The sequence below is a fragment of the Pseudoalteromonas sp. T1lg21 genome (genome assembly GCF_002964625.1).
GTDB classification, from domain to species: Bacteria; Pseudomonadota; Gammaproteobacteria; order Enterobacterales; family Alteromonadaceae; genus Pseudoalteromonas; species Pseudoalteromonas gelatinilytica.
In genome coordinates this window covers 1-25,095 of sequence record NZ_PQBX01000041.1, presented here as the reverse complement: position 1 = coordinate 25,095, position 25,095 = coordinate 1, and the positions used below count along the sequence as shown (strand labels likewise).

General features: G+C 42.6%; 19 protein-coding genes and 1 rRNA gene. 9 read left to right on the top strand and 11 right to left on the bottom strand.

The window, feature by feature from the left end; translation table 11 throughout:
- Positions 1–39: 39 nt before the first annotated feature.
- From C2M25_RS09380 to C2M25_RS09370, 3 genes are read right to left on the bottom strand one after another with little or no spacing between them, the layout of a single operon-like run.
- Positions 40–378, bottom strand: coding sequence for a low molecular weight protein tyrosine phosphatase family protein (locus C2M25_RS09380; protein ID WP_105180982.1), 339 nt, complete (start codon positions 376–378; stop codon positions 40–42).
- 8 nt (positions 379–386) lie between these two features.
- The gene (gene prfH / locus C2M25_RS09375; RefSeq protein WP_105180981.1) at positions 387–1,025 is read right to left on the bottom strand and encodes a peptide chain release factor H; all 639 of its coding nucleotides are present in this window, start codon (positions 1,023–1,025) and stop codon (positions 387–389) included.
- Positions 1,022–2,173 carry an RNA ligase RtcB family protein gene (locus C2M25_RS09370; protein WP_105180980.1) on the bottom strand — a complete coding sequence of 384 codons (1,152 nt, stop codon included), beginning with the start codon at positions 2,171–2,173 and terminating at the stop codon, positions 1,022–1,024. The genes prfH and C2M25_RS09370 overlap by 4 nt, the downstream gene beginning before the upstream one ends.
- 404 nt (positions 2,174–2,577) lie before the next feature.
- On the opposite strand from C2M25_RS09370, the gene C2M25_RS09365 reads away from it, so the two are divergent.
- Positions 2,578–3,726 carry a serine hydrolase domain-containing protein gene (locus C2M25_RS09365; RefSeq protein WP_105180979.1) on the top strand — a complete coding sequence of 383 codons (1,149 nt, stop codon included), beginning with the start codon at positions 2,578–2,580 and terminating at the stop codon, positions 3,724–3,726.
- Between the two features lie 19 nt (positions 3,727–3,745).
- Here C2M25_RS09365 and C2M25_RS09360 read toward each other — a convergent pair whose 3' ends face one another.
- Entirely contained in the window at positions 3,746–4,864 is a 1,119-nt protein-coding gene (locus C2M25_RS09360; RefSeq protein WP_105180978.1) for an alpha/beta hydrolase, read from the bottom strand.
- A 271-nt stretch (positions 4,865–5,135) separates the two neighbouring features.
- On the opposite strand from C2M25_RS09360, the gene C2M25_RS09355 reads away from it, so the two are divergent.
- The gene (locus C2M25_RS09355) at positions 5,136–6,605 is read left to right on the top strand and encodes a M20 family peptidase (RefSeq protein ID WP_105173841.1); all 1,470 of its coding nucleotides are present in this window, start codon (positions 5,136–5,138) and stop codon (positions 6,603–6,605) included.
- A 26-nt stretch (positions 6,606–6,631) separates the two neighbouring features.
- Here the strand turns inward: C2M25_RS09355 and C2M25_RS09350 are convergent, their stop codons facing one another.
- Positions 6,632–7,765 (bottom strand): helix-turn-helix domain-containing protein, encoded by a 1,134-nt coding sequence (locus C2M25_RS09350; RefSeq protein WP_158679697.1) that lies wholly within the window; start codon positions 7,763–7,765, stop codon positions 6,632–6,634.
- A gap of 283 nt (positions 7,766–8,048) precedes the next feature.
- Between C2M25_RS09350 and C2M25_RS09345 the strand changes: the two genes are divergently transcribed.
- Positions 8,049–10,352, top strand: a complete 2,304-nt coding sequence (locus tag C2M25_RS09345; protein ID WP_105180976.1) for a TonB-dependent receptor — start codon at positions 8,049–8,051, stop codon at positions 10,350–10,352.
- A 43-nt stretch (positions 10,353–10,395) separates the two neighbouring features.
- On the opposite strand, the gene glmS is transcribed toward C2M25_RS09345, so the two are convergent.
- A complete protein-coding gene (gene glmS / locus C2M25_RS09340) occupies positions 10,396–12,216 on the bottom strand; it encodes a glutamine--fructose-6-phosphate transaminase (isomerizing) (RefSeq protein ID WP_105173837.1) in 1,821 nt (606 codons plus the stop codon).
- 96 nt (positions 12,217–12,312) lie between these two features.
- Positions 12,313–13,083: a DeoR/GlpR family DNA-binding transcription regulator gene (locus C2M25_RS09335; protein ID WP_054552250.1), complete on the bottom strand. Its 771-nt coding sequence runs from the start codon at positions 13,081–13,083 to the stop codon at positions 12,313–12,315.
- 155 nt (positions 13,084–13,238) lie between these two features.
- Here C2M25_RS09335 and C2M25_RS09330 point away from each other — a divergent pair, with 155 nt between their 5' ends.
- Positions 13,239–13,766: a sugar O-acetyltransferase gene (locus C2M25_RS09330; protein ID WP_105180975.1), complete on the top strand. Its 528-nt coding sequence runs from the start codon at positions 13,239–13,241 to the stop codon at positions 13,764–13,766.
- A 115-nt stretch (positions 13,767–13,881) separates the two neighbouring features.
- On the opposite strand, the gene C2M25_RS09325 is transcribed toward C2M25_RS09330, so the two are convergent.
- The 3 genes from C2M25_RS09325 to C2M25_RS09315 are packed head-to-tail and all read right to left on the bottom strand — an operon-like array spanning position 13,882 to position 18,246.
- Positions 13,882–16,278 (bottom strand): ABC transporter permease, encoded by a 2,397-nt coding sequence (locus C2M25_RS09325; protein ID WP_105180974.1) that lies wholly within the window; start codon positions 16,276–16,278, stop codon positions 13,882–13,884.
- Position 16,279: 1 nt separating this feature from the next.
- The gene (locus tag C2M25_RS09320) at positions 16,280–16,981 is read right to left on the bottom strand and encodes an ABC transporter ATP-binding protein (RefSeq protein ID WP_105180973.1); all 702 of its coding nucleotides are present in this window, start codon (positions 16,979–16,981) and stop codon (positions 16,280–16,282) included.
- Between the two features lie 11 nt (positions 16,982–16,992).
- Entirely contained in the window at positions 16,993–18,246 is a 1,254-nt protein-coding gene (locus C2M25_RS09315) for an efflux RND transporter periplasmic adaptor subunit (RefSeq protein ID WP_054552245.1), read from the bottom strand.
- Between the two features lie 230 nt (positions 18,247–18,476).
- Here C2M25_RS09315 and C2M25_RS09310 point away from each other — a divergent pair, with 230 nt between their 5' ends.
- From C2M25_RS09310 to C2M25_RS09290, 5 genes are all read left to right on the top strand, one after another.
- Positions 18,477–19,880 carry a sigma-54-dependent transcriptional regulator gene (locus C2M25_RS09310; protein WP_105173833.1) on the top strand — a complete coding sequence of 468 codons (1,404 nt, stop codon included), beginning with the start codon at positions 18,477–18,479 and terminating at the stop codon, positions 19,878–19,880.
- 3 nt (positions 19,881–19,883) lie between these two features.
- Positions 19,884–21,188: a sensor histidine kinase gene (locus tag C2M25_RS09305; protein ID WP_105173832.1), complete on the top strand. Its 1,305-nt coding sequence runs from the start codon at positions 19,884–19,886 to the stop codon at positions 21,186–21,188.
- Positions 21,189–21,272: 84 nt separating this feature from the next.
- Positions 21,273–21,812 carry a hypothetical protein gene (locus tag C2M25_RS09300; protein ID WP_105173831.1) on the top strand — a complete coding sequence of 180 codons (540 nt, stop codon included), beginning with the start codon at positions 21,273–21,275 and terminating at the stop codon, positions 21,810–21,812.
- Between the two features lie 118 nt (positions 21,813–21,930).
- Positions 21,931–23,208, top strand: a complete 1,278-nt coding sequence (locus tag C2M25_RS09295) for a LysM peptidoglycan-binding domain-containing protein (protein ID WP_105180972.1) — start codon at positions 21,931–21,933, stop codon at positions 23,206–23,208.
- 91 nt (positions 23,209–23,299) lie between these two features.
- On the top strand, positions 23,300–24,016 hold the full coding sequence (locus tag C2M25_RS09290; protein WP_105180971.1) for a hypothetical protein: 717 nt from the start codon (positions 23,300–23,302) through the stop codon (positions 24,014–24,016).
- Positions 24,017–24,810: 794 nt separating this feature from the next.
- Here C2M25_RS09290 and rrf read toward each other — a convergent pair.
- A 5S ribosomal RNA gene (gene rrf, locus C2M25_RS09285) occupies positions 24,811–24,925 on the bottom strand.
- Positions 24,926–25,095 lie beyond the last annotated feature (170 nt).

Here is a 25,095-nt window from a genome sequence, read left to right as displayed (position 1 = left end):
ACCCCGCAGCAATGCGGGGTTTATTTTTAATTAAAAGAGCTATTCATCACCTTGTATATACAAGCAATCATCGACTGACTGCTTTAAAGTTTCAATGAGTGCCTCATCCATATATTGGTACTCGTCGGGTATATCGAGTACCTGAATCGGCTTGTGCTGCAATAAACGGCTAAACTGCGCTTTAAGGCGTTGTTTATGCTTATGTTCCATCACAAAAATTATATCTGCCCAATTAATATCAGCAGTTGTTACCGTGTGCCTTGCTCGTGGGCTTGTGCCTGCAGAGCGGGCTTTAATGCCATTGTATTGGTTGAATACCTTTTCTGCCGTTGGGCTACGCCACTGGTTACGGCTACATATAAACAGTAAATTTTCCATGTTATTTGCTAACCTTTTCCTTTGTGAGTCTGGCTAAATTCAGGGCCCTTAAACGTACGAATCGGATTACCCCGTTGCAGCTCATTGTGTTGTTGCCACCGCGACTTTTGCTGCTGGCTTGCCGCTTGCTGAGCTTGCTCTGCCAGTTTTTGCATTAGCAACAATCGGGCTAAACGCTTATTCGCATGCTGACTTCGTTCACTCTCTACGCGAACAGTAGTTCCTGTCGCAACATGGGTAGCACGAACAGCCGAATCAGTGGTGTTTACATGTTGGCCTCCCGCGCCACTTGCGCGGCATTGCTGAAAGCGGATCTCGCAATCAAAAGTTTGCTCAGCTATTTCAAATAGTTGACCGCCAAAATACCAGTTTTTACGCTTATGCCTTGCTCTGAATGGGCTTTGACAAACCCACAACATCGAGCCATGCCATTGCTGCGCAAACTGTTTTAAAATTTGCGGCTCAGTACCGGTTAATTCAAGCAAAACCGATTTGTAGCAGCCTGAAAGTTCAGCTTGCTCTACAGCAAGAGTATTCATCTTAATAGCTAACGCTTTAGCATCACATTCAAGGCGCTTAACAGCCATAGCCACCGCTTTACAGCACTCTAAAGGACCCGCCCCTGACGATAATTGCACTAAGATCATCCGCACGTTCCTTGTGTTTTAAAGGTAAGCACAGGCTTTAATTTGGCAATTACAGTAACCAGCCCAGCATCAACAAGGTCATCAATAACTGTTTGGCAGTCTTTGTAAGCTTGTGGTGCTTCATCATAAAGCAGCGTTTTATCATTACAGATCACCCTGCTACCAAACGCAGTGCGATATAAATCTTCCTTTTTAAACTTGTGACTCAAACGGCCTTGGCATTCTCCACGCTTCCATTTGCGACCAGCGCCATGTGCAAGGGAGCGTAAGTTTACGTTTTGCTCAGCCGTTGGCTTAACTAAGTAACTGTAATCACCGCGAGAGCCAGGGATCATCACAGCCCCTTGATCGCTAGGTGTAGCGCCTTTTCGATGTAACCAGCCTGCTTGTCCTGCAATCTGTGATTGACTTACAAGGTTATGATTTACATCTAAAACCTGTTCGCCACCAGCGCGAATAGCTTGTAAAAAACGCCGTGCGATCAGTTCTCGGTTTAACTGAGCCCAACGCAGGGCTTCGTCATGTTTGGCCATATAATCTGTAAAGGCATCACTTACTACCTCAAGGCCATCATGGTTATGCTCTGCAATATGCTTAACTAAAATAGCTTGCCCTAACCCTCTAGAGCCAGAATGCACCAATAGCTGCAATTGTTTAGGTTGTAGGCCTAAAGCAAGCAAGGCTTGTTGATCAAACACCTCTTCAATCGCCTGAAATTCAGCGAAATGATTGCCACCACCTATGGTGCCAAGGGCGCTATCAAAACCAGTTTGTGTGATAGCCAGTTCATGTTTTCGCTCGCTAATCAATGTGTGCCAACTTTCATCTAGAGGCTGTTCAACATCGCTTAAGCGTTTTGCGAGCTTATCTACATTTAACTTGGCTAACTTAGTATTGGTTTGCCAAAGCGACATACCGCAGCCAATATCATTCCCCACTAAAGCGGGATAAATTCTACCTTCTGTAAAAAAGGCAGCCCCAATGGGGTAACCTCGACCTGGGTGTAAATCGGGCATACCCGCTACAGCGTGCATACCAGGTAATTCAGAAGTTTTAATTAATTGTTGTATTGCTAGCCCTTCAATCCACGACTCTTTAGACGCAATAAGGCTAACGTTATCAGTAAGTTTTTGGACGGACTTGCCCATAATACCAATTCCTTTCTCTGCAATAGAAAAATGCTAACGAAAAATGATTTGGCAGGTCTTTGATTAATTGATCAGGCTTAGCTTTGAAAAGCTAATAAAGAAATAGCTTCGAGCTAGGCAAGAAAACGACCTGCAAAGGAACAAGTTGTATAAGTCATATTGTTTACTCCTCTACAGTGTGTGAATGGTTAAAATCGCGGCGATTGTAAACACCTTAAAAAGTGAAAGCAACTAAAAAATAATCAATCGTTGTTATTTACGCCCTTTTTAAATGTTCATCACAACGTGAAAAATGTGCAATTAAGCGACTATGGGTTGTCATCTAGAGAAAATTTGAGCAATCTAAAAATGCCTTAAAAATAATAACAAGAGTGACTGCAAGGTTACTCAAAAAGGATGCCGCCATGCTCAAACACCGTATAGCTCGCTCACTCATCAGCTTACCACTGTTGATTGCTGCCCATGTCACTAGCGCAGCTGAACTACCACAAGCGATTGATGCCGCGTTTCAATCGGCGGTGAGTGCGAAAACGGTGCCGGGCATTACTGTCGCGGTGGCCGATAAATCAGGAATAATCGCGGCAAAGGGTTATGGTTTTGCCGATATCGAAAATCAAGTTTTAATGAGTCCCGAGCATAAGGTTCGCATTGGCAGTGTCTCTAAACTTATTGCCACTGCCGCTATGATGCGCCTTTACGACAAGGGGTTGATTAACTTAGACAAACCTGTAACCGACTATGTAACTAACTGGCCAGAGAAACACGCAACTTTAACACTGCGCCAACTCGCGTCACATACCGCAGGGATCCGCCATTACAAAAAAGGCGCCAATGAATTTTTACTCAACAAATGGTATGGCGATATTGATAGCGCTTTAGCCATGTTTAAAGATGATCCCCTGCTGTTTGAGCCGGGCACCAAACAGCAGTATTCAACATTCGCTTGGACATTAGTAAGCGCTGCGATGGAAGGCGCTGATCCGAAACGCAACTTTAGAGAAATTATCGAACAAGAAGTCTTCGCGCCACTTAAGTTAAACGACATATATTTTGATGAGCAGTTTACCCTGATCCCACATCGTGCAAGACCTTATAGCGTTGATCAGGGCCGTTTAATTAACTCACCGCAGACCGATCACAGCTATAAATGGGCTGGCGGTGGCTTTATTGCAACACCAAGTGATATCGTCAAGTTTGCAGTAGCTCACACGCAGGGCAATTACCTAAAAGCAACCACCGTGGATGAAATGTTTAGCCCAGCCACACTCAATAATGGTGAACAGGTCGATTTTGGTATCGGTTGGATGACTGGTTTCAAAAACTATCAACAAAGAGAAAAATACCAACATGATACTGAACTACAAACATTGATGGCCGACATGCCACACGCTGTAATGCACTCTGGCGGTAGTATGGGTGGCATTACCATGACCATTATGTGTGTTGATCATCAACGCGCGGTGACTGTGGTTAAAAACGTTAATGGTGATAACAGCGCAGATGTATTTGCGCTTGCCCTACAAACCCTGAGCTATTATCACCAAGACCATTGATTTGTTTAAGGCAGCTTAACTATAGCTGCCCTTGTAACCTCGTTTTTGTCTCTTTTAAGTAACCTGGGTAGGGATACGAGTCATCTGCAACAGCGATTGCAGCCTCGATTTGAATTAATGCTTGGCGAGTATTACCTTGCATTTCATAGCCATATGACAAAGCTGATAGTGCATACACTGATTTAGGGTAGTTTTTGATATTGTACTTAAACACCTCAATAGCCCGCTCAAATTGCTGGTTATCCGTTAAGCTGTAACCCAGCAACCTAACAGCGCGGTCTGGTGGCGCTATTTGCTCGCCCCATTGCTGAGATAAACGTTGATAATAGGCATCAATTGATGAAACATCATCGCCCAATGCACTCAAAGGCATATGTTTAGATAAAAATAAGCCATGGTACGCATTAAATGCCCCAGCGGCTGAGGTTAGGTTATGCGAAACCCCTGCAAAGGCATCGCTCTTAAAGCGCAGATTTTGCACCTTACTATTTTGCAATGTTTGCTGCATATCATCGTATCTTTCGCGCATAATGCCGGCTTCTTCACCGATATTCATATATACATAGCTGTTAATACTTTTGGCTTTAGTAACAAAGGTATTTAGACTCTTAGCCGGGGCGCCATAGTTCCACCATACCGCAGGGCTATAAGCAATGTGCGCTTGAAATAACTCAGGCTCAGCCTGCATAGCGTAAAGAGCAAGTACACCCGCAGCTGAGGCTCCGGCAATAACTCTATAATCATGAGTACGATACTGTTTATTAACCAAAGGCATCAGTTCTTGCTCTACGAAAGCTAAAAACTTTGCTGCACCACCGCCTTCGCCAACAGGCCCTTGTGGTTCTTTGTTCACTGTCGGATAAAAATCTCTAAGTCGATTAGTGCTTTCAATCGCAACTACAATCACCTCTGGCGCTTGATCATTTTCTTGTAAGCGCTCTAGCACAGCATTAATTAAGGGTAAATTACCGGCCCCATCTAAACGGTAAATAACGGGATACTTTTTGTTTGGATGTGTTTGATAGCTTTTAGGTAATTGCACAACGACAGTGCGTTGCTCACTAAGATTACTTGATTCGATAGTATGCGTATGTTGGCTGTAATGTGTAACCGCATCATCTGCAGCTGGTTCAGCCATTACAAGACTAGTACAGAGTAAAAAACCACTAATACAGAATAACTTAAATAGTCGCACGACTTATCCTTAAGAAAAATTGGTAATTTTTTAAGCTAACAGAATTGCAGGTACAAACAAAGAAAAAAAGAGCACCATTTTCTGAGATTTAACCTCCAACCAACAACCAAAGTAGTTTTTTTATAGAATTTATTCTCAGTTTGCAAAACCGGAAGTAAACCAGCCATTTTTACGTTTCACTCACTCAGTACTTTTCTAAATAGTGAAATAAATCATGACAATAAAAAAAATACTCATCTGCTTTGTAGCGGCTTTGCTACTGCTAACTGCGATTGTGTTATTTCGCACTTGGCAATTCAAACCCGCAGCAATCACCCCAATCCCTAAAGCAAATATTGCTGTAAACAGTCAGCAGATTGCTGAACACTTATCTCAAGCGGTGCAATTTAAAACGATTTCAAAAGAGCATCGTTCTGATATTGATTACCAGCAGTTTAGCGCATTTATATCTTGGCTAGCGCAAACATACCCCGATGTTCACCAACAACTTGAGTTAAAAAAGTTTAATGATTACACCTTGCTCTTTCATTGGCGTGGTAGCGAGGCGCATAACAAAGCGATTTTATTATCTGCTCATTATGATGTCGTTCCGGTCATTGCCGGCACAGAGTCATTATGGAGCCACCCTCCCTTTGCTGGCACCATTGATAGTGAACATGTTTGGGGGCGCGGAACACTTGATGATAAAGGCTCAGCAATTACTCTCATGGAAGCGATCACTCATTTACTTGCACAAGACTACCGCCCCAAGCGAGATGTTTATATTGCGCTAACGCATGATGAAGAAATTGGTAGTAAATATGGTGCTGCAGCAATTGCTGATTACTTTGCTGATGCAGCTATTGCCCTTGAATGGTCACTCGATGAAGGCTCATTTGTACTTGATGGTATGATCCCTGGTGTTGAGCCAAAAGTGGCAAGTATTAACGTCACCGAAAAAGGCTATTTAACCCTTGAGCTAATCGCACATGCCAAGGGTGGTCACAGCTCAATGCCTCCCTCAGAAACGGCAGTGAGTATCTTAGCGCAAGCCATTGTAAACTTAAAAAATTCCCCAGTGCCCGGTGGTCTTGAAGGTATTTCGGCGCAAATTTACGATAAAATGGCTCGTCATATGCCTTTTTCAAGCCGTGTGTTATTTGCCAACCAATGGTTATTTGGCTCACTTATCGAAAATAAAATGAGTGAAATGAGCTCTGCTAATGCCATGCTCCGCACAACCACAGCACCGACTATGTTATCGGGCAGTGAGAAATCAAACGTATTACCCATCGAAGCTAAAGCAAAAGTTAACTTTCGAATTCACCCACGCGATTCCGTCGAGAGTATCATTGCCTACGTAAATGCAGTGATTGATGACCCTCGTATTGAGATTGGCATTGTTGAACAATTTGAACCATCACCCGTATCAAGCAGCGAAAGCCCTGCATTTAAACTACTTGCTAATGCTGCACAAAGCATTCATGGCGATCTGGTAGTTGTACCCGGGTTAACAGTAGGGGGGACAGACAGTCGTCGCTACCAACAAGTTGCTGACGATAGCTATCGCTTCTTACCCATGACGCTCACTTCACAAGAGCTAACCGGTTTCCATGGTACAAATGAAAAAATTAGCATCGAGAACTTAACTAAAGCGGTGCAATTTTATAGCTACTTAATCAAGCAAAGTGATCAAAACCTTTAATTAAGCGCTAAACCCACACTGTGGGTTTAGCTTTTTAAACTCACAGTAGCCGCACTTTGTTTGCTGCGGTATTGTTTAGGCGTACAACCTTGATAGTTTTTAAAGTGGCTGTAAAAGGTTGAAACCGAGTTAAAACCAGCCTCAAAGCCAACTTCAGTCGCTGATAAATGGGCTTTATTAGGATCTTCTAAGATGCGAATAGCGGCTTCTATTCGCTGCTTATTAATAAAATCGTAAAACGATAACCCTGCATGACCGTTAATGGTTTCGGATACATGACTCACTGAGACATCTAAACGCTTAGCTAAATCACTCACCTTTAAACCCGCCTCTAAGTATGGCTGTTCAGTCACCATCAATTGCTGCAGTTGCTGCCAAAGTGAAGCAGCATCTACTTCAGTTAAGCTGCTTGTTTGGTACTTTTTATTGCTGCTCGATACGCTTTCTACTGGCTGGTTTCGAGGCTCTTCATTATCTTCAGCGTGGATTGTTACTTGTCTCACCCCGTAATGAGCAATTAGAACGGTTGTCACCAGCATCGCAAGTTCATGCATATGACCACTATTAAATTCATTTCCTAAGAACTGACCAGCTTCAAATAGAATAGCCAATAGAGTACCGATTATATAGCACCAGCAAATCATGGTGACCCAGCGTAAATTGATCTCTTCGATATTAGAAAAACGTCTTTTAATTTGCACTTGGTAAGATTTAAGAATCCCAATGATGATAAAGCCATAAGCTAAATTGCTGACCCAAGCAGCCACCTTATGAAGGTAACGATTTTGTCGATACACATCGCATAACTCATTACTAAAACAAGGTAAAGCCAAACTGTGATTAAGCTCAACGGGCATTTGCCAATGCCAAATGAGTGTAAAAATGAGTACCGGACTCAAATGCCATAAGTGTGTCGCTTGAAGAGTGAAATTAGGCCTTGTTTGAAACAACACATAAAAATACAGCAAAGGACCCGTCAGCATTTGAATACTGACGAGGTAATACACTTGCCCTCTGAGGGCTGGTATCTCAGCTTGCATGATGACAGCTAAAGCCAACATTGAAATCAATAAACTAACCAAGGCCATGGTATTTTTTGCCCCCGCAGAGCCGGGCCCTGCACGCCACAAAAAAAACGACAAACCAAAGCTAAAACACATACATGCGCCGATAAAAAGAGAGAACGGCTGAATTGTCAAAGGGCTAGATAAAAACGCATTTAATACCATAGTGATACACTTTTATTATTCTTTTTATTTTAATCTCACAGCTGCCAAAGCAGCTAAATACGGGCTTTTTAATATTCCGAATTTGCAAATTAGTAAAAACTTTAAAACTAATTTCTCTTATTTTGCAAAGCCGGAAGCACTAACAAAACTTATCGCTTAAAAGATTAACTTACCAGAAAAAAATAATAATTAATTGCTTCAAAAGGAGAGCTTGGTGGGTCATTTTAAAAAGCACAAACTGGCAAAAACAATAACCAGTTTATTAACCTTGTTGCCTATCGTGAGCCTAGCAGCTGAAACTCAAGATACCGCACAACAAGAACAATTAGCACTCGAAAAAATCATTGTGACAGCGCAAAAGCGCGGTGAAAACTTGCAAGAAGTGCCGCTGGCAATATCAGTGCTTGGCAGCAAGCAAATGGACCGCGGAAATATTCAAAATATTCAAGATATTCAGCAGTCTGTTCCTAACTTGAGCATGGTCACCACTTCACCATTTACAACCACCATCAACATGCGTGGTATTCCATCAAGCCCTAATGGCGTATTTAACTCGGGAACCAGCCCTGGCATGGGCATGTATGTCGATGGTGTGGTCTATTCACGAGCAACAGGATTCAACCAAGAGCTCAGTAATATTGAGCGAGTAGAAGTTTTGCGTGGCCCACAAGGCACTTTATTTGGTCAAAATACCAATTTAGGGGTTATTAATATCACAACCAAAAAGCCTTCAGATATGGTTGAAGGTAAAGTAAAAGTCGACTTAGGCAATTATGGTCTTCGTAAAACCAACCTGTATTTAACAGGGCCTCTGATCGAAGACGTTCTCGCCGCGAGTATTTCTTTGTTTGATGTTTCTCGAGACGGTTATGTTGAAAATAGTGCCGACGGCAGCGAATTTTCAACACAGGACCGTCATGGTGGTCGCGCGCAAGTTCGTTACACACCAACAGATAAACTAACCCTTGATATCAGCGCTGAATACTTAAAAGACAAGAGTATTCCTCTTGCGAATAAACTCACTGACTATGAATTAGGTCTTGGGTATTTAGGTCTTTACCCAAGTGGCATGACACCAGAAGATTTTATTACCGACGATATTCATGAAGTGTTTGTAAACCCTGAGCGCTACTTTGTAAGCCGCGAAAACTGGGGGTTAGATACAACGCTCAGTTACCAATTTGATTCTGGGTTTGAGTTTAAATCCATCACAGCTAAAAAGGTGTACGACTCAACCATTGGTACAGACATGGACTCAACTCCCGTTGATATCGTATTCAGTACCGAAACCGAAAATAACGAACAATTCACGCAAGAGTTTCAGATTTTATCGCCAACGGATCAGTCATTACGCTATGTAGCTGGTTTTTTCTATTTAAATAATGAGGCTGTAAATGACCAAAACTTTTTAAGTGGTACTGGGATATATGGCATTCCAACAGGTTTACCAGAGCCGTACCCACAGAGCCTTAACTTACAACCGGGTAGCGGCCCTATCAATGGCGGCACATTACAAACCAAAAGCAGCGCCATTTTTGCAAATGTTAATTATGATTTCACTCAAGCAATTAACGGCTTTTTAGGCTTACGATACTCAGATGTAGAAAAACAAATGAGCTTTTATCAACGCGGCTGGGAAACGTCTTTGCCGGGTGTGTACTTGCTCAATTACATTGATATTCCAGCCACAAATCAGACCCTTAAAGATGACTTTTTATCATGGACTGTCGGCTTAAATGGCACAATAAACGACAACAACCACGTTTACGGTAAAGTATCGAAAGGCTATAAAGAAGGGGGTTATAGCTTCCGTCCACAATCTCTACAATCAATTGGTGGCGACCCTTTAAACCCACAGATGAGTTTTGACCGTGAAGCCGTTGTCAGTTACGAATTAGGCCTTAAAAGTGATTTATTTGATCACCGCATGCGTCTAAATATGGCTGCTTTTTACTTAGACTACTCAGATATTCAAACCCGCGTTATTGACGATAATGGCACCAACAGAGTCGTTAATGGCCCATCGGCAACCAGTCAAGGTATTGAGGCTGAATTAAGCTACCGAGTAACGAAGCAATTAGCTGTGAATGCGGCTATTGGCTATGCTGATGCAACCTTTGATGAATTTGAAAACTGCCATGCCATTGACGACTGTACCGGTAACCAACTTCCGGGAGCCGCAAAATGGACGAACAGCGTCAGCCTAAACTATGAAACCACACTCACTGAAAATTGGGATCTGTTTGCTGGGGTTGATTATTCGTACCGCGGTAAAGTTCAAAGCGATGCGCGTAACTTATCAGCCACCGAACTTGGTACCAGTAACCTAGTGAATAGCCAGATAGGCATTGTTTCTACAGATGGCACATGGGAAGTCATGCTGTGGACTAAAAACCTGCTCGATGAAGAAATTGAAGTTAGTAAAGCAGATAAAGCAACGTCTGAACTGAGTTTCAGTGATGTCATGTATGCTCCCCCAAGAACATACGGCGTTTCATTCACTTATAACTTTTTTTAAACACTAGAAAGCCGGCTAATTAGCCGGCTTTCGATGCTTTAACTTACTCAACCGTTACCGATTTTGCTAGGTTTCGAGGTTGGTCTACGTCGGTGCCTTTAATAACCGCAACATAGTATGAAAGCAGCTGTAACGGAATTGTATATACAACTGGAGCAATCACGTCATCTACATGGTTTACGTTGATTACACGCATTGTTTCGTCAGATTCAAACGCTGAGTCTTTATCTGCGAATACATAGATAATACCGCCACGGGCACGTACTTCTTCTACGTTTGATTTAAGCTTTTCTAGTAGCTCGTTGTTTGGTGCCACAACAATGATTGGCATGTCTGCATCAATCAACGCAAGAGGACCATGCTTAAGCTCACCCGCTGCGTATGCCTCGGCGTGAATGTATGAAATCTCTTTCAGCTTAAGCGCACCTTCCATCGCGATTGGGTATTGTGAGCCACGACCTAAGAATAGTGAGTGGTGCTTATCAGCAAACTCTTCAGCTAAATCTTCAATGCCCTCTGCAAGCAGTAGTGCTTCTTCTAACTTGTTAGGAAGTGTTTTGATTGCATTCACAATCGCACTTTGATCTAGGCCTTTTTCTTGGGCAATAGATGCCGTAAGCATTAATAAGCCAACAAGCTGTGTGGTGAAGGCTTTAGTTGATGCAACACCAATTTCAGCACCCGCTTTAGTCATAAAGGCTAAATCAGATTCACGTACTAATGATGAACCCGGCACGTTACAAATGGTCATTGACGCCATGTAACCTTGCTGTTTTGCAAGACGCAGTGCAGCAAGCGTATCAGCTGTTTCACCAGACTGTGAAATGGTCACAAGTAAGCTATTTTCATGTACAAATGATTCGCGGTAACGGAACTCAGAAGCAATCTCAACGTTACAGCTCACGCCTGCGAACTGTTCAAGCCAGTAACGCGCAACCATACCTGAGTGGTATGAAGTACCGCAGGCAATAATTTGCACGTGTTTTACGTCTTTAAAGATTTGCTGAGCACTTTCGCCAAAGGCATCAATCGCGACAGTGTCATTAACTAGGCGGCCATCAAGGGTGTTACGTACAGCAAGCGGCTGCTCGTAAATTTCTTTCAGCATGTAGTGACGATATTCGCCTTTACCTGATGCATCTTGCGTAATGTTTGATTCAATCACTTCGCGTTCAACTGCATCACCATTTGCATCAAAGATTTCTACACTGTCACGGGTAATACGAGCAACATCACCTTCTTCAAGGTAAATAAAGGTACGTGTAACAGGTAATAGAGCAAGTTGGTCAGAGGCAATAAAGTTTTCGCCAAGACCTAAACCAATCACCAGTGGGCTACCTGAGCGCGCTACGATGATTTCGTTGTCGTTCGCTTTATCAAATACAACCGTACCAAATGCACCTTCAAACTGCTTCACAGCAGCCTGTACTGCAGCTAAAAGCGTATCGTGTTGTTGGCGAAGTTGGTGAATAAGGTGCACCATAACTTCAGTGTCTGTTTCTGATAAAAACTCATAACCGTCGCCTTTAAGCGCATCGCGTAGGCTGGCATGGTTTTCGATAATACCGTTATGAACGAGGGCAATTTCGCTGTTCGAAATATGAGGGTGTGCATTCGCTTCGGTTACACTACCATGGGTAGCCCAACGAGTATGTGCAATACCAGTAGTGCCTTTAACAGCAGCTTCATTCAGTGCCGCTTCAAGGTTAGCAACCTTACCCACTGCTTTTACAGTGTTAAGCTCAGTACCTTTAAGTAAAGCCACACCTGCCGAATCATAACCACGGTATTCAAGGCGTTTTAGGCCTTCAACAAGAATTTTATTTACAGGGCGTTCTGCAACAGCCCCAACGATTCCACACATAATCTCTCCTTTTGCACATGCCAAAGTGTTTTACTTTGGGCGAGATGTGTTGTCATAAAATGATGCGTAATAAGGTGTTGTCGGTCTTATTACGGGTTATTCAATTTCTGCACAGATCAGCTGTACACCACATGCTGTTATCGCCTCGCGCTTATCTGCGCTTAGGTTGTTGTCTGTGATAACTGTGGTTACACGCTGCCAAGGCAGTTCTAAATTCGGTATTCTTCGGCCAATTTTTTCTGACTCAACCAGCACCACTACCTCTCGGGCAGCTTCAGCCATCACCTGGCTAAGCCCAACTAATTCATTGAAGGTTGTAGTACCTCTATCAATATCAATGCCATCGGCACCAATAAAAAGTTGGTCAAAGTCGTAAGAGCGTAGAACATTCTCAGCAACTTGGCCCTGAAACGATTCTGAGTGTGGATCCCAAGTTCCGCCGGTCATCAAAAGTGTTGGCTCATTTTCTAATGAAAGCAGTCGGTTAGCGACATTAATAGCATTTGTCATCACCACTAAACCGCGCTTACTTGCAAGCTCAGGGATCATCGCCGCTGTAGTTCGGCCGCTATCAATGATGATGCGGTTATGATCTTTAATAAGCTTTGCAGCTGCCTGTGCGATTGCCATTTTGCGAAGCGAGTCGCTTTTCTCGTTGCTATTTGCAACGATTTCTTGCGGCAATGCAATAGCGCCACCGTAACGGCGTAGTAACAAGCCACTTTTTTCAAGGGCTGTCAGATCTTTGCGTATCGTCACTTCAGAGGTTTGAAACTGCTCTGCTAACGCTTCAACAGCAACTTCACCGAGTTCATTCACTTGGCTTAAGATAGTATGGCGACGTTGTTGAGTGTTTCGTTTTGTCATAAAGTGAACCACGTAAGTTTCGTTTCGAAAGTTTTGAGATTTTAAACGAAACAATATAAATGGCAAGTGAATGATCGTTAACCTACACAGGTTTAATTTTGATCTTCATCACCAACACGCTAAGCTATTGGCAAATATAACCATGAACATGCCCCATGAAAGAGTTTAATAGCCTCGACAAGTCCTTACTCGAACAACGAAAAAATGCCCATGAAATTTGCCGTTTATTTGCCAAAAGCCCGAGTAAAGGCAATTTAAAACGACTAAAAGGCATGTTTGCTCACTGTGGAGAGCAGGTTGTTATAGAAGCGGGTTTTCATTGTGATTATGGCAGTGGTATTAAAATAGGTGATCGAACCTTCATAAATATTAACTGTACTATGCTCGATGCACCGCTAACTGATGCGCAAATTATGATAGGCGATGACTGCTTAATAGCCCCTAATGTGCAAATACTCGCGGTATCGCATGCTGTAAACCCAACCGAGCGTTTAGCAAAAGCTAATTTTGCAGCGCCGATTAGCATCGGCAACAATGTATGGATTGGTGCAGGCGCTATTATACTTGCAGGTATTAAAGTTGCTGATAATGCCGTGATTGGCGCAGGGGCAATAGTTACCAAAGATGTCGCGGCAAATACCCTAGTAGCAGGTAACCCCGCGGTGAAGGTTAAAGACCTTTAACCCTATCCTTACGCGCTAAAGCACGTCCTACGTAGGTTGTCATTTATGGCGTCGTATTTAAAAGTAAAAAAGCCCAGCTGTATTGCTGGGCTTATCGTTGATAGTTAGTTAACTGTTATTCATATCTTAAGATAAGTGATGGTCTGGTGCTTGCGGCCTTAAAGGCTAAGCTTGCAACGGTAACCCAGGTAATCGCGGCTACAGCGGCGGCGGCAACTAAATACACCCATACAGCTTGTTCAATACGGTCATTAAAGTTGGCTAACCAATCACCTACCAACAAGTAAGTTACTGGATACGCAATAGCAATACTTACCGCCACCAGCACTAAGAACTCTTTAGCGATGATATTTACGATACTGATGCGAGATGCACCTAGCACTTTTCGAACAGCCACTTCTTTTTGACGACGCACTGTTGCAAACGAAGCCAAACCAAAGGTACCTAAACAAGTTAAGAACACAGCAAGACCGGTAAAGATTAAAACCACATTCGAAATTCGCTCATCACCTTTTAACAGGGTTTTGTAGTTGTCTGCGAGTAAGTTAATTTTTGGCTCATAGATATTGGCTGAGCTTGCTAATACTTCTGCGATCTGAGCTTTAATGTAAGGCAAGTTTTGCTGATCAATCGTTAAAATTAGTTCTGATACTGGTGATAAAAAGTTAAAGCCACATAAGAACATAATATTTGAGTTGGCATCTTTAGCATTACCTACTTTTACATCTTCAACCACACCTACAACACGCATATCTACGCCACGACCTGAGTCTTTAATTACCTGACCAATAATGTCACTCATGTTAGTGTAACCCGCTTGCCTTGCGACAGATTCAGTCACGATGGTACCCGTACTTGTTACTCCATTTGCACGGCTTGCCCAATCACCAGCAAATTCACGGCTAAAGTCACGTCCAGCAACCAGTTTTAATCCTAGTGTTTTTACAACATCGTAGCTTGCACCTACTACAGGCGTTAAGCTGCCAGACGCTTCACCATTTGGCCACGTTGGCATAAGTGTATTATTGATTGAAACGGTTAAACGGGTATCAATGACTGTTGTTTGCTGTACACCTTGAATTGCACTAATACGGTTAACTAAGGCATTTTTTTCTTTTGTGAATACTTCGCCTACAGGTAGCTCTGAAATAACCAATCTTTGTGTTGTTTCATAGCCTAAAGGTAAGCTTTGTAAGTAAGTTAATTGCTTTAACAAGGTAATAGAGGCAATGATTAAACCTATTGCTAGCGAGGCCTGTAAGGTTAGTAAGCTCTTACGAACCCATATTGCAGTATTACCACGCTGTAAGTCACCACTTAAAACGCGTTTTGCACTGAATGATGAAATAAAGAATGCAGGATAAAGCCCAGCTAATATGCCCACAGCAATTGCGACCACAATAATGGCAATGCCAAATTCAGAGGCATAATTCACGCCCAATTCGCGGTCTACTAGTTGATTAAAACTTGGTAAAAATAGCTCCACTAAAGCACATGCAATCACCATTGAAAGCATTGATACCAAAACAGATTCAGATAAAAACTGCGTTATTAACTGGCCTTTACTTGCGCCAAGCGCTTTACGCACACCCACTTCTTTTGCACGTTTCGTCGATTGAGCGACGGTCATATTAATGAAGTTAAAACCTGCAATAAGAATAAGTAACACACTTAAACCAACACAAATCATCACCACTTGTTTAGCACCACCTGCTTTCATCTCAAACGGTGATTTAGCCGTTAAGTGCAAATCAAGTAATGGATGCAGCTCTAAACTAACTTGCTCCAGCATCGAACCACTAAAAAAGCGCTCTGTTAAGGTTTTAGCCAATGCATCTGTATCGGTGCCCTCTGCTAAACGCATATAAACATAACTACTGTTGATGTTTATATCGCTCGGATCATGCTTAACATAAACAAGATTTTTAAAGGCAAAGTGAGTGTTGTCTGTTAAGTCTGCAAACACGGCACGCACTGTGTACTGTCCTTGTTCATGCGTAAGTGTTTCACCAATCACATCGGTGCGACCAAAAATGCGCAGTGCTTCTGATTCACTTAAAGCGAGACTATCTGGTGTACTCATTGCTGTTGTTAAGTCACCCGCAATCGTCTCCAAAGCAATGAAATTTTCAATATTTGCAGTAGCACCATATAAGGCATTTAACTTATAGCCTTGGTTGCGGTAACTCACATCAACCATGGCTTCACGAGTCAACTCGACCATAGTTAATCCGAACACTTCTTCAACTTGGCTGTAATCTTCGGCCTGCTTTGACTGCACATAATTAAAAATAGGCACCACAGCTAAACCAAGTTTTGAGAAGTCCTGGCCAACGCGATAAACACGCTCAGCATGTGGCTGTTGGCTATCGTACGAAAGCTCATTTTTTGCAAACAAAGCAACTAAAATTGCCGCAGCTAAGCCCACACTTAAACCCAGAACATTTAAAATAAAGTGCTGTTTTTGGTTTTTAAACGCGCGCAGCGCGGTGATCAAATAACTTAAAATCATGTTATGCCACCTCTGCTGTTTGTTGAACACGGTTAGCTTTATCAACCATCACTTGGCCATCAAGTAAGCGCACCAAACGGTCAGCATAATTGCCTTCTTTTTCTGAGTGGGTAACCACAATTACCGTGGTACCTTCGCGATTTAGCTCACGCAGCATCGCCATGACTTCATCACCATTTTTTGAATCAAGGTTACCCGTAGGCTCATCCGCTAAGATTAGCTTTGGATTAATCACCAGAGCTCTGGCTACTGCTACACGTTGCTGCTGACCACCCGATAGCTGCTGCGGTAAGTGATCTGCTCTATGGTCGATTGCAACACGTTTTAAAATTTCTTCTACTCGCTGTTTACGTTCACTTTTTGAGATATTTTGATACTGTAATGGCAGCTCAACGTTTTCAAATACTGTTAATTCATCAATTAAGTTAAAGCTTTGGAAAACAAAACCAATCGACGCTTTTCTAAGTGCCGCTAATTGCTTTTCACCAAACCCTGCGATGTCTGCACCTAAAAATTCAAAACTACCTGCTGATGGCGAATCCAACATACCTAAAATAGAGAGTAATGTTGATTTACCACAGCCAGATGGCCCCATAATGGCAAGAAACTCGCCTTCGTTTACATGTAAGTTAATGTTATTAAGCGCTGTTGTTTCAACATCTTGAGTACGGAACACGCGTGATAAGTTAGTTAATTTAATCATTGTTATTATCCTTAAAATTGTAGTTGTTGTGCTTTATCAAAGTTGCTGTAGCTAGAGGTGATCACGCGATCTCCGGCGCTTAGGCCACTTAACACTTCATAATAGTTTTGATTCTTTTTGCCAAGACGAATGTCTTTTCGTACTGCACGATTGCCATCTTTTTCCATGACATAAACCCAGTTACCCCCTGAGCTGGTAAAAAATGCGCCGCGTTCAAGTAATAAAGCAGTGCCTTTGCTATCACCTAGCATCAGCTGTACATCAAGGCTTTGCCCACGTTTTATGTTGCTCGTGCCATTGGGTAAATCGACTTCAACCTGAAACTGTGATTGCTGAACACGGCTATCAATTTTGCTAACTGTTGCCGCAATTTCGCCTTGCTCGTGTTCAATAAGCACTTGCATACCTGTTTGAACTTGGCTCAGGTAAAACTCATCTAGTCGCACAACTAGCTTATATTCATTAGGAATATCAATCTGCCCTAGGCGAGCACCACGGCCTTTTGATTCACCAATTTCAACATCAAGTTCACTTAAATAACCATCGGCAGGTGCTGTTACGAGTAAGTTTTCAAGGTTCTTACGCGCAAACTGAAGGTTTTTCTCTAACATGTCGGCACTGTCTTTTAACTGGGCTACTTGAACTTCACGAATGCTGTTTTCTTGCTTTTGACGCTCAAGGGTTAGTTCTTTTCGAGCTTTGTAATACGCTAAGTCTTCTTGAATTTCAGATAATTGCTCTTGTGCTAACACACCCGTTTTCACTAGCGGCTGAGTTTGTTTTAAGCGACGCGATAAATGCGTAATTTTAAGATCGATTTCAAGCAAATCACGACGTAAGTTTAAACGGCTGGTTTCCATATTCATTTGCGTGTTACGTAAAAAGTTAAGCTGCTCAGTCACCTGTGCTTCACGACTCATTACATCAAGCTGCAAATTGGTATTGCTTAAACGCACAAGTGGTTGGCCTTTTTTAACAAACTCACCCTGCTCAACAAGTCGCTCTTCGACTTGGCCTCCGGCAATGGTGTCGAGGTAAATAGTAGTGCGAGGCATAACCTGACCACGAAGACTTAAAGCATCAACAAACTCACCTTGTTGTACTGTGCTAATCGTTAAGCTTGTCGCGGTTACTTGCTGACTACGACCTGTTTGCTCAGTTTGCGTGAAACCATAAGCTGCAGCCGCAACAGCTAAGCATGCCGCTGCAATGACTGATTTCTTAAAAAATGCTTTGTTATTTGAGCGTGTAATTTTCTTATCCATGTTGACGCCTTTAAGTTATCTAGGTGCTAATTACCTATAGATAAAACAACTCTTGTGCCAACTTTTATTTTTATTAAATTACAAGGACTTATACAAAAATCAATACGAGTGCATATAATCAAGTGTCCGCTTATAGAACACTTCAAAACCCATATATCGTCCATAAATGGACACTCTTACTATTTTCAATTAGTCTTAGTGTTCCCATAAAGGAATAATAATAAATAGCTATGAAACAAGCAGGATCAATTCTTATCGTCGATGATAACCCCGACGTACTCATCGCCGCACGATTACTTTTAAAGCAGCATTATCAGGTTGTAAAAACCACAGATAACCCCTTTGATATCGAAGGTATCATTAACGCACAGCATGAAGCGGATCAGGCTATAGATGTTGTGTTACTCGATATGAACTTCACGCAAGACTCAATTAGTGGCAAAGAAGGATTCTACTGGCTAAAAAAGATCATGAGCCAAGACGCTAACATTGCGGTACTGCTTATGACGGCCTACAGCGATATTCAGCTAGCTGTCGAAGCAATTAAGGCCGGTGCCTCTGATTTTATTGCCAAGCCTTGGCAAAATGAGCAATTACTCGGTGCTGTAGCGGCGGCATTTTCACACGCTAAAGACAAACAGCAAGTTGGTAAACTCACAAAACAAAAACAAGCCTTGCAGCAATCAATCGGCAACCAACCATTTGAATTTTTAGGCCAAAGTGATGCCATGCAGCAGGTTTTTTCGGTAATCGACAAAGCAGCCAACACCGATGCCAACATATTGATCAGTGGCGAAAGTGGCACAGGTAAAGAGCTCACTGCACATGCAATCCACAATGCAAGCCAGCGCCAAAACCAGCCTTTCATTAGTCTAGATATGGGCTCACTGGCCGAAAGCCTGTTTGAAAGCGAACTATTTGGCCATAAAAAAGGGGCGTTTACTGGCGCGAAAGAAGATCGCATTGGCCGATTTGAGCTGGCCCATGGTGGCAGTTTATTTTTAGACGAGCTAGGTAATTTACCGCTTAACCAACAAGTTAAGCTACTTGCGGCACTACAAAATAGGCAAATAACACCGGTTGGTGGTTCTAAAGTCATCGATATTGATATTCGCTTGATCTGTGCAACGAATGAAAACCTCGAACAAGCAGTTACTGAAGGCAAGTTTAGGCAAGACTTACTGTACCGTGTTAATACCGTAGAGATCCGTTTGCCAGCTCTGCGTGAGCGCAGTGAAGACATTCCATTACTGTGTAACTACTACTTGCAGCACTTTGCACATAAATACAAACGTGAGCTCTCGATTGCAGCATCTGATATGGCACGTTTAAGCCAGTATCATTGGCCAGGCAATGTCCGTGAACTTGCCCATGCAATTGAGCGAGCAGTCATCCTCTCAGAAGGCTCAGAGCTCGATATAAGCTCAGTGATAAGCTCACCAAGTGCTGCTACTAGCACAAATGAGCTCTCTTCAAGCGCCGCTGACTACGACACTTTTGATCTTGAAATCATCGAGCAGAGAACCGTTCGTGCAGCTTTAAAGCATTTTCAAGGGAACGTGAGTCATGCAGCAAAAGCGCTCGGCCTAACACGCGGAGCCATGTATCGTCGTTTAGAAAAATACGGACTTTAATCTATGCGAAATTTTATTATCTTAGCCAGCCTATTAGCTGCATTAATAGGTTTATCAATTACTTTGTTTTGGCAAATAGAACAAAGCGGGTTTTCTGCAATTTCGGCACTTTTAGTAATTTTAAATTTGGTATGTGCCGCGCAAATTTTTAATTTATTTAAACGCCAAACAAGGCGTGCAGATATAGTGTTTCGCGCTTTAGCGAATGGAGACAGCACATTAGGCTTTGGCGACCAACACCCTATGCAGCAGCAATTTGAGCAGGTTAAACAACAAATTCAGGCTGCGCGTTTTAATGCAGAGCAACAAGCCCAGTTCTTACAAGCGCTATTAATTCATATCGATTTAGCAGTATTAGTATGTGACGAACAAGGCACTATTATTGAAAGCAATCCGGCGGTCAGCCGTTTACTTGGACAAGCTGTAAAGCACATCGATGATTTAGGTGTAATAGCCAACCTAGTCCAAGACGCAAAGCAAAATAGCCGTAATACCGTGCCATGGCAAAATGGTGAGCAGCACGATACGTTATCTGTGCAGATCAGTATTGCCGAAATCCAAGGTAAAGTTCGTAAAGTGATCAGTTTGCAATCGATTCATGATCAGCTGCAATTAAAAGAGCAACAAGCTTATAAGCGCCTTACCAAAGTACTAACCCATGAAATTGCTAATTCGATTACGCCACTTTCTTCTTTAGCACAAACTTGTACGGCACTGCTGCCAACTGAGCTTAGTTTTGATGATCAGGAAGATAAACAAGACTTGCAACTCGCCCTAACAACACTCGCATCACGAACCGAGCATTTAGGGGAATTTATAGCGCAATTTAAAAAGGTTAGTAGCTTACCCGCCCCACACTTACAGCCACATATTCTGGCAGATCTTGCCAAGCAAGTTGTTGCTCTGCACTCACAACAAGCTAAGCAACTTAATATTACGTTGAATTTATCGGTGCAAAGCCAACAGTTAGTAATGATAGATAGAGGCCAAGTTGAACAAGTAATAATAAACCTGCTTACCAATGCCCTTGATGTCCTTAAGCAGTTAAATAGTCCAGAGTCAGCAAAGTGCATTGAAGTAAGCATTGCACAAAATGCTAATCAACAACTGTATTTAGAGGTCAGCGACAATGGTACAGGTATCAGCGATCATGTGATTGAGATGATTTTTGTGCCATTTTTTACCACCAAGCAACAAGGCTCAGGAATAGGCTTAAGTTTATCGCGCCAGATCATGCTCAATCATGGCGGCGATCTGGTATATATCAAACGCCAACAAGGAGCCTGCTTCCGCTGCGTGTTCGGCTAACTTACATAGTTAGAACACTTACTTACAATTTGCTAAGGCGCCGTTTGGTATCATGTACCCATTAAGTTTAATGGACTAACCAATATGCGAAACCTTGCCTTAGCACTCTTTTCATCACTTGCCTTCATTCCTGCTACAAGCTTTGCTGGTATTTATGACAGCCCTAATATGAACCTGTTTGTTAAATCAGAGCATAATAGTACTGATTCAATCACCTCAGCCGGCATCGAAGTTATGGCTAAAAATAACTACAGTAATTTCGGCGCAGCATTTACAACGGCACTAGGCTCAGCAGAAGTATTTACTAAAAAAGGTGATCGGGAGACATTTCTCACCTTAGATAGCGGCATCAAATTTGGTTATTTCAGCAACTTTTTTGTCTATGGCGAAGTGGGCTTAGATTTAATTGAGCTTGCTGTATACGACGACCGCGATGACCACGACTACAGAGACCGCTATGATGACGACCACAATAATATTGATGGCTATGTTGGTGTGGGTATGGGCGTGGACTCAAAGCCATTCAGAATAGAGATCTATGCCAGAGCCCGAGAAATAGACAGCCGCTATTGGGAAGCGCAAAACCATGGTTATGCTGGGTTACAAGTTAGTATTTCGTTTTAATTTCAATTGGGTGAGTAAGTTAGCGAGCTGTTAATCTAATGGTCATTTTTAGCTCACCCTATGTTAAGCTTAGGCGCTTTAGTTTACCCGCACCTAAGTTAACGGAGTATTTTAATACGTGTTTTTAAATCGATTTTTAGGCCTTGTTGTTGTTTCTTTTATTGTAACAGGCTGTCAGACTGCCCCTGAGTCACTTCCCGAAAAGAAGCCCATCATCAAAGCCAATCCAGGCACTGTGGTTGCAGAAGCTAAAACAGCACAAGTAGACGCGGTGACACCGCTCAAACCAAGTGAACTTGATGACGTATGGCAGCGTATTCGCATTCAACTACAGTTTAGCGATTCAAGTCACCCAGATGTGCAAAAGCGCATTGCTTGGTACCTTACTCATCCAAATTACATGGAAGAAATAAGCCGCCGTGCAGCGCCGTATTTGTATCATATCGTCACAGAAGTAGAAAACCGTGACTTACCAATAGAACTCGCTCTAATGCCGCTTATAGAGAGCGATTTTGATGCCAGTGCCTATTCGCACAAACATGCATCGGGTTTATGGCAACTCACCCCCTCAATCGCCAAATACTTTAAAGTAAAAATTACCCCTTGGTATGATGGTCGCCAAGATGTGATCGACAGCACCCGCGCAGCTTTGGATTTTATGGAATACCTTTATAAACGCTTTGATGGCGATTGGTATCATGCTATTGCTGCCTACAATATTGGTGAAGGGCGTGTATTACAGGCAATTGCTCGTAATAAAAAACAAGGTAAATCGACGGACTTCTTTAGCTTAAAACTACCATCGCAAACCAAACAATACGTGCCTAAGTTACTGGCCGCAGCACAATTATTAAAACACCAAAAAATGATATTCCCTGCCATTAAGAATGAGCAGGCTATTGCGACCTTACCAGTGACAGGTGCAGTGATCTTGGCAGACAAAGCGAAATGGCAAGAGCTAGAAGAGCTGAACCATGGTGTTATCCGATACCCAGCAGTGATTGATGCGCCACATATTGTGGTTCCCAAAGATCAGCAAGCAAGTTATCAAACTCTATTAGCTAATCAAAAGAGCAATGATTATAGCCAGTGGCAACATTACACTGTTAAACGCGGTGATAGCTTAAGTGTGATTGCAAAGAACTATAAAGTAACAGTTAGCCAACTAAAAACCTTCAATAACCTAAAAACAAACACCATTCGTATTGGTCAAAAACTGATATTGCCGCAATTGGCTGATCAACAAATCGAGTATAAGGTTAAATCTGGCGATAGCCTTTGGAAGATAGCAAAGCAATACAAAGTCAGTATCACTAAGCTCAAACAATGGAATAACCTTTCAAGAGATAGCTTAAGAGTGGGTGAAAAGCTCACCGTATTTATCTCAAATAGTTAATACCAAATCAGGGAGTTTTGCTCCCTGTCTCTTTTATCTATCCAATTAAAGTTGTATCTTTATTAGTCTATAAAAACAACAATTAAAAATTATGGATAATCAGCAACAGGACGCAAGCTGTTCAACCGTTAAAACAGAGCAAAACTCTAACGTTGAAGAGCAAACAAAGACCACCCAGCAAAACACTCAGCCTGCTAGCAACCAGCGCAAGGCATGGTTTACCAACGAGCGGCTAAACCTATTTCTCGCACTCTGCGCCATTATAATTTCAGCAGCCTCCTTTTATGCCACTTACTTGCAAGCCAGCGCCGCAGAACGACAAGTAAAAGCCGCAACCTGGCCATGGCTCGAAGTGATGACGGGAAATTTTAATGAAGAAAAAAATCTATCTGAAATCACCTTTGTGCTCTCTAATTCAGGTTCAGGACCTGCGATAGTAAAGTATGTGAAGTATCATTATAACGACCAATCATATTTAGATATCTATAAAGTAATTTCTGCATGCTGTTTTGATACACAAGCATATGAAACACAGCTACAAACTCTGCAAGATGATTCTCCCGACATAAATATTTTCGAAGCATTTGGCTGGATTATGACGAGTGCCAGTGATAACCGGTTACTGGCATCTGGCAGCAAACTTAAACTTTTTGGTTTCAAGCGAACGGGATTTAATGAAACTCAATGGGACAAAGTAAACAAGCAACGTAATAGCATCAAAACCGAGATCTGCTATTGCTCTTTACTAGAACAATGCTATCTAAGTGATGGCCGCGGTGATGTGAAAGAAATACAGCAGTGTGAGTGAGTTGCGAGAGTAAAGTTAGCAAGGGGAAAGTTTTGAGGTCTGGCGTAGGTTGGGTAGAGCGAAGCGAAACCCAACACAGAGTTTTCAGCCGTCAGCGTTCAGCCGCGCGGTGTGGGTGTTTGGTGCTGCGTCTTCCTCTGCCGGAGGCTCTAGGCTCTAGGCTCTAGGCTCTAGGCTCTAGGCTCTAGGCTCTAGGCTCTAGGCTCTAGGCTCTAGGCTCTAGGTTCAAGGTTCAAGGTTCAAGGTTCAAGGTTCAAGGTTCAAGGTTCAAGGTTCAAGGTTCAAGGTTCAAGGTTCAAGGTTCAAGGTTCTAGGTTCTAGGTTCTAGGTTCTAGGTTCTAGGTTCTAGGTTCTAGGTTCTAGGTTCTAGGTTCTAGGCAAAGTGTACTTGTAGGAATGGCTTTAGCCATGAATATGTTTGTTATGGTCAGAATTCGGCACTGAAGTGCCTCCTACGGGGTTTTGTTGCTGAGGGTGACTCTGTACTAAACAACCACACAATTCAACTTTACCCTTGCTAACTTGTAACTCGCTAACTATTTAGCCATGAATGTGTTTGTTATGGTCTGATTCGGCACTGAAGTGCCTCCTACGGGGTTTGTTGCTGAGGGAGACTCTGTACTTAACAACCCTACAGTTCAACTTTACCCTTGCTAACTAGCCACTCGCTAACTCACGTTGGGTTTCGCTTCGCTCTACCCAACCTACCTGAAGAATGAATAGGGCACGTTATGTGGATAGCTCCAAACGCAAAAAAGCCCGACTCTTTCGAATCGGGCTTTCTCTAATTTGGATCCTGGCGATGTCCTACTTTCACATGGCAAATGCCACACTATCATCGGCGCTGTTTCGTTTCACTACTGAGTTCGGCATGGGGTCAGGTGGGTCCAAAACGCTATTGTCACCAAGCAAATTTGGTTTTAATTCGCTCATCAGAGCAAATTAATAAATTCGGAAATCTGATATCAAGTAAAATGTCTACTTTAGTGTCTTAACTTCTGTCTGTTACGCTGTCATAAAACGCGTTTGGCGTTGTATGGTTAAGCCTCACGGGTAATTAGTACAGGTTAGCTTAATGG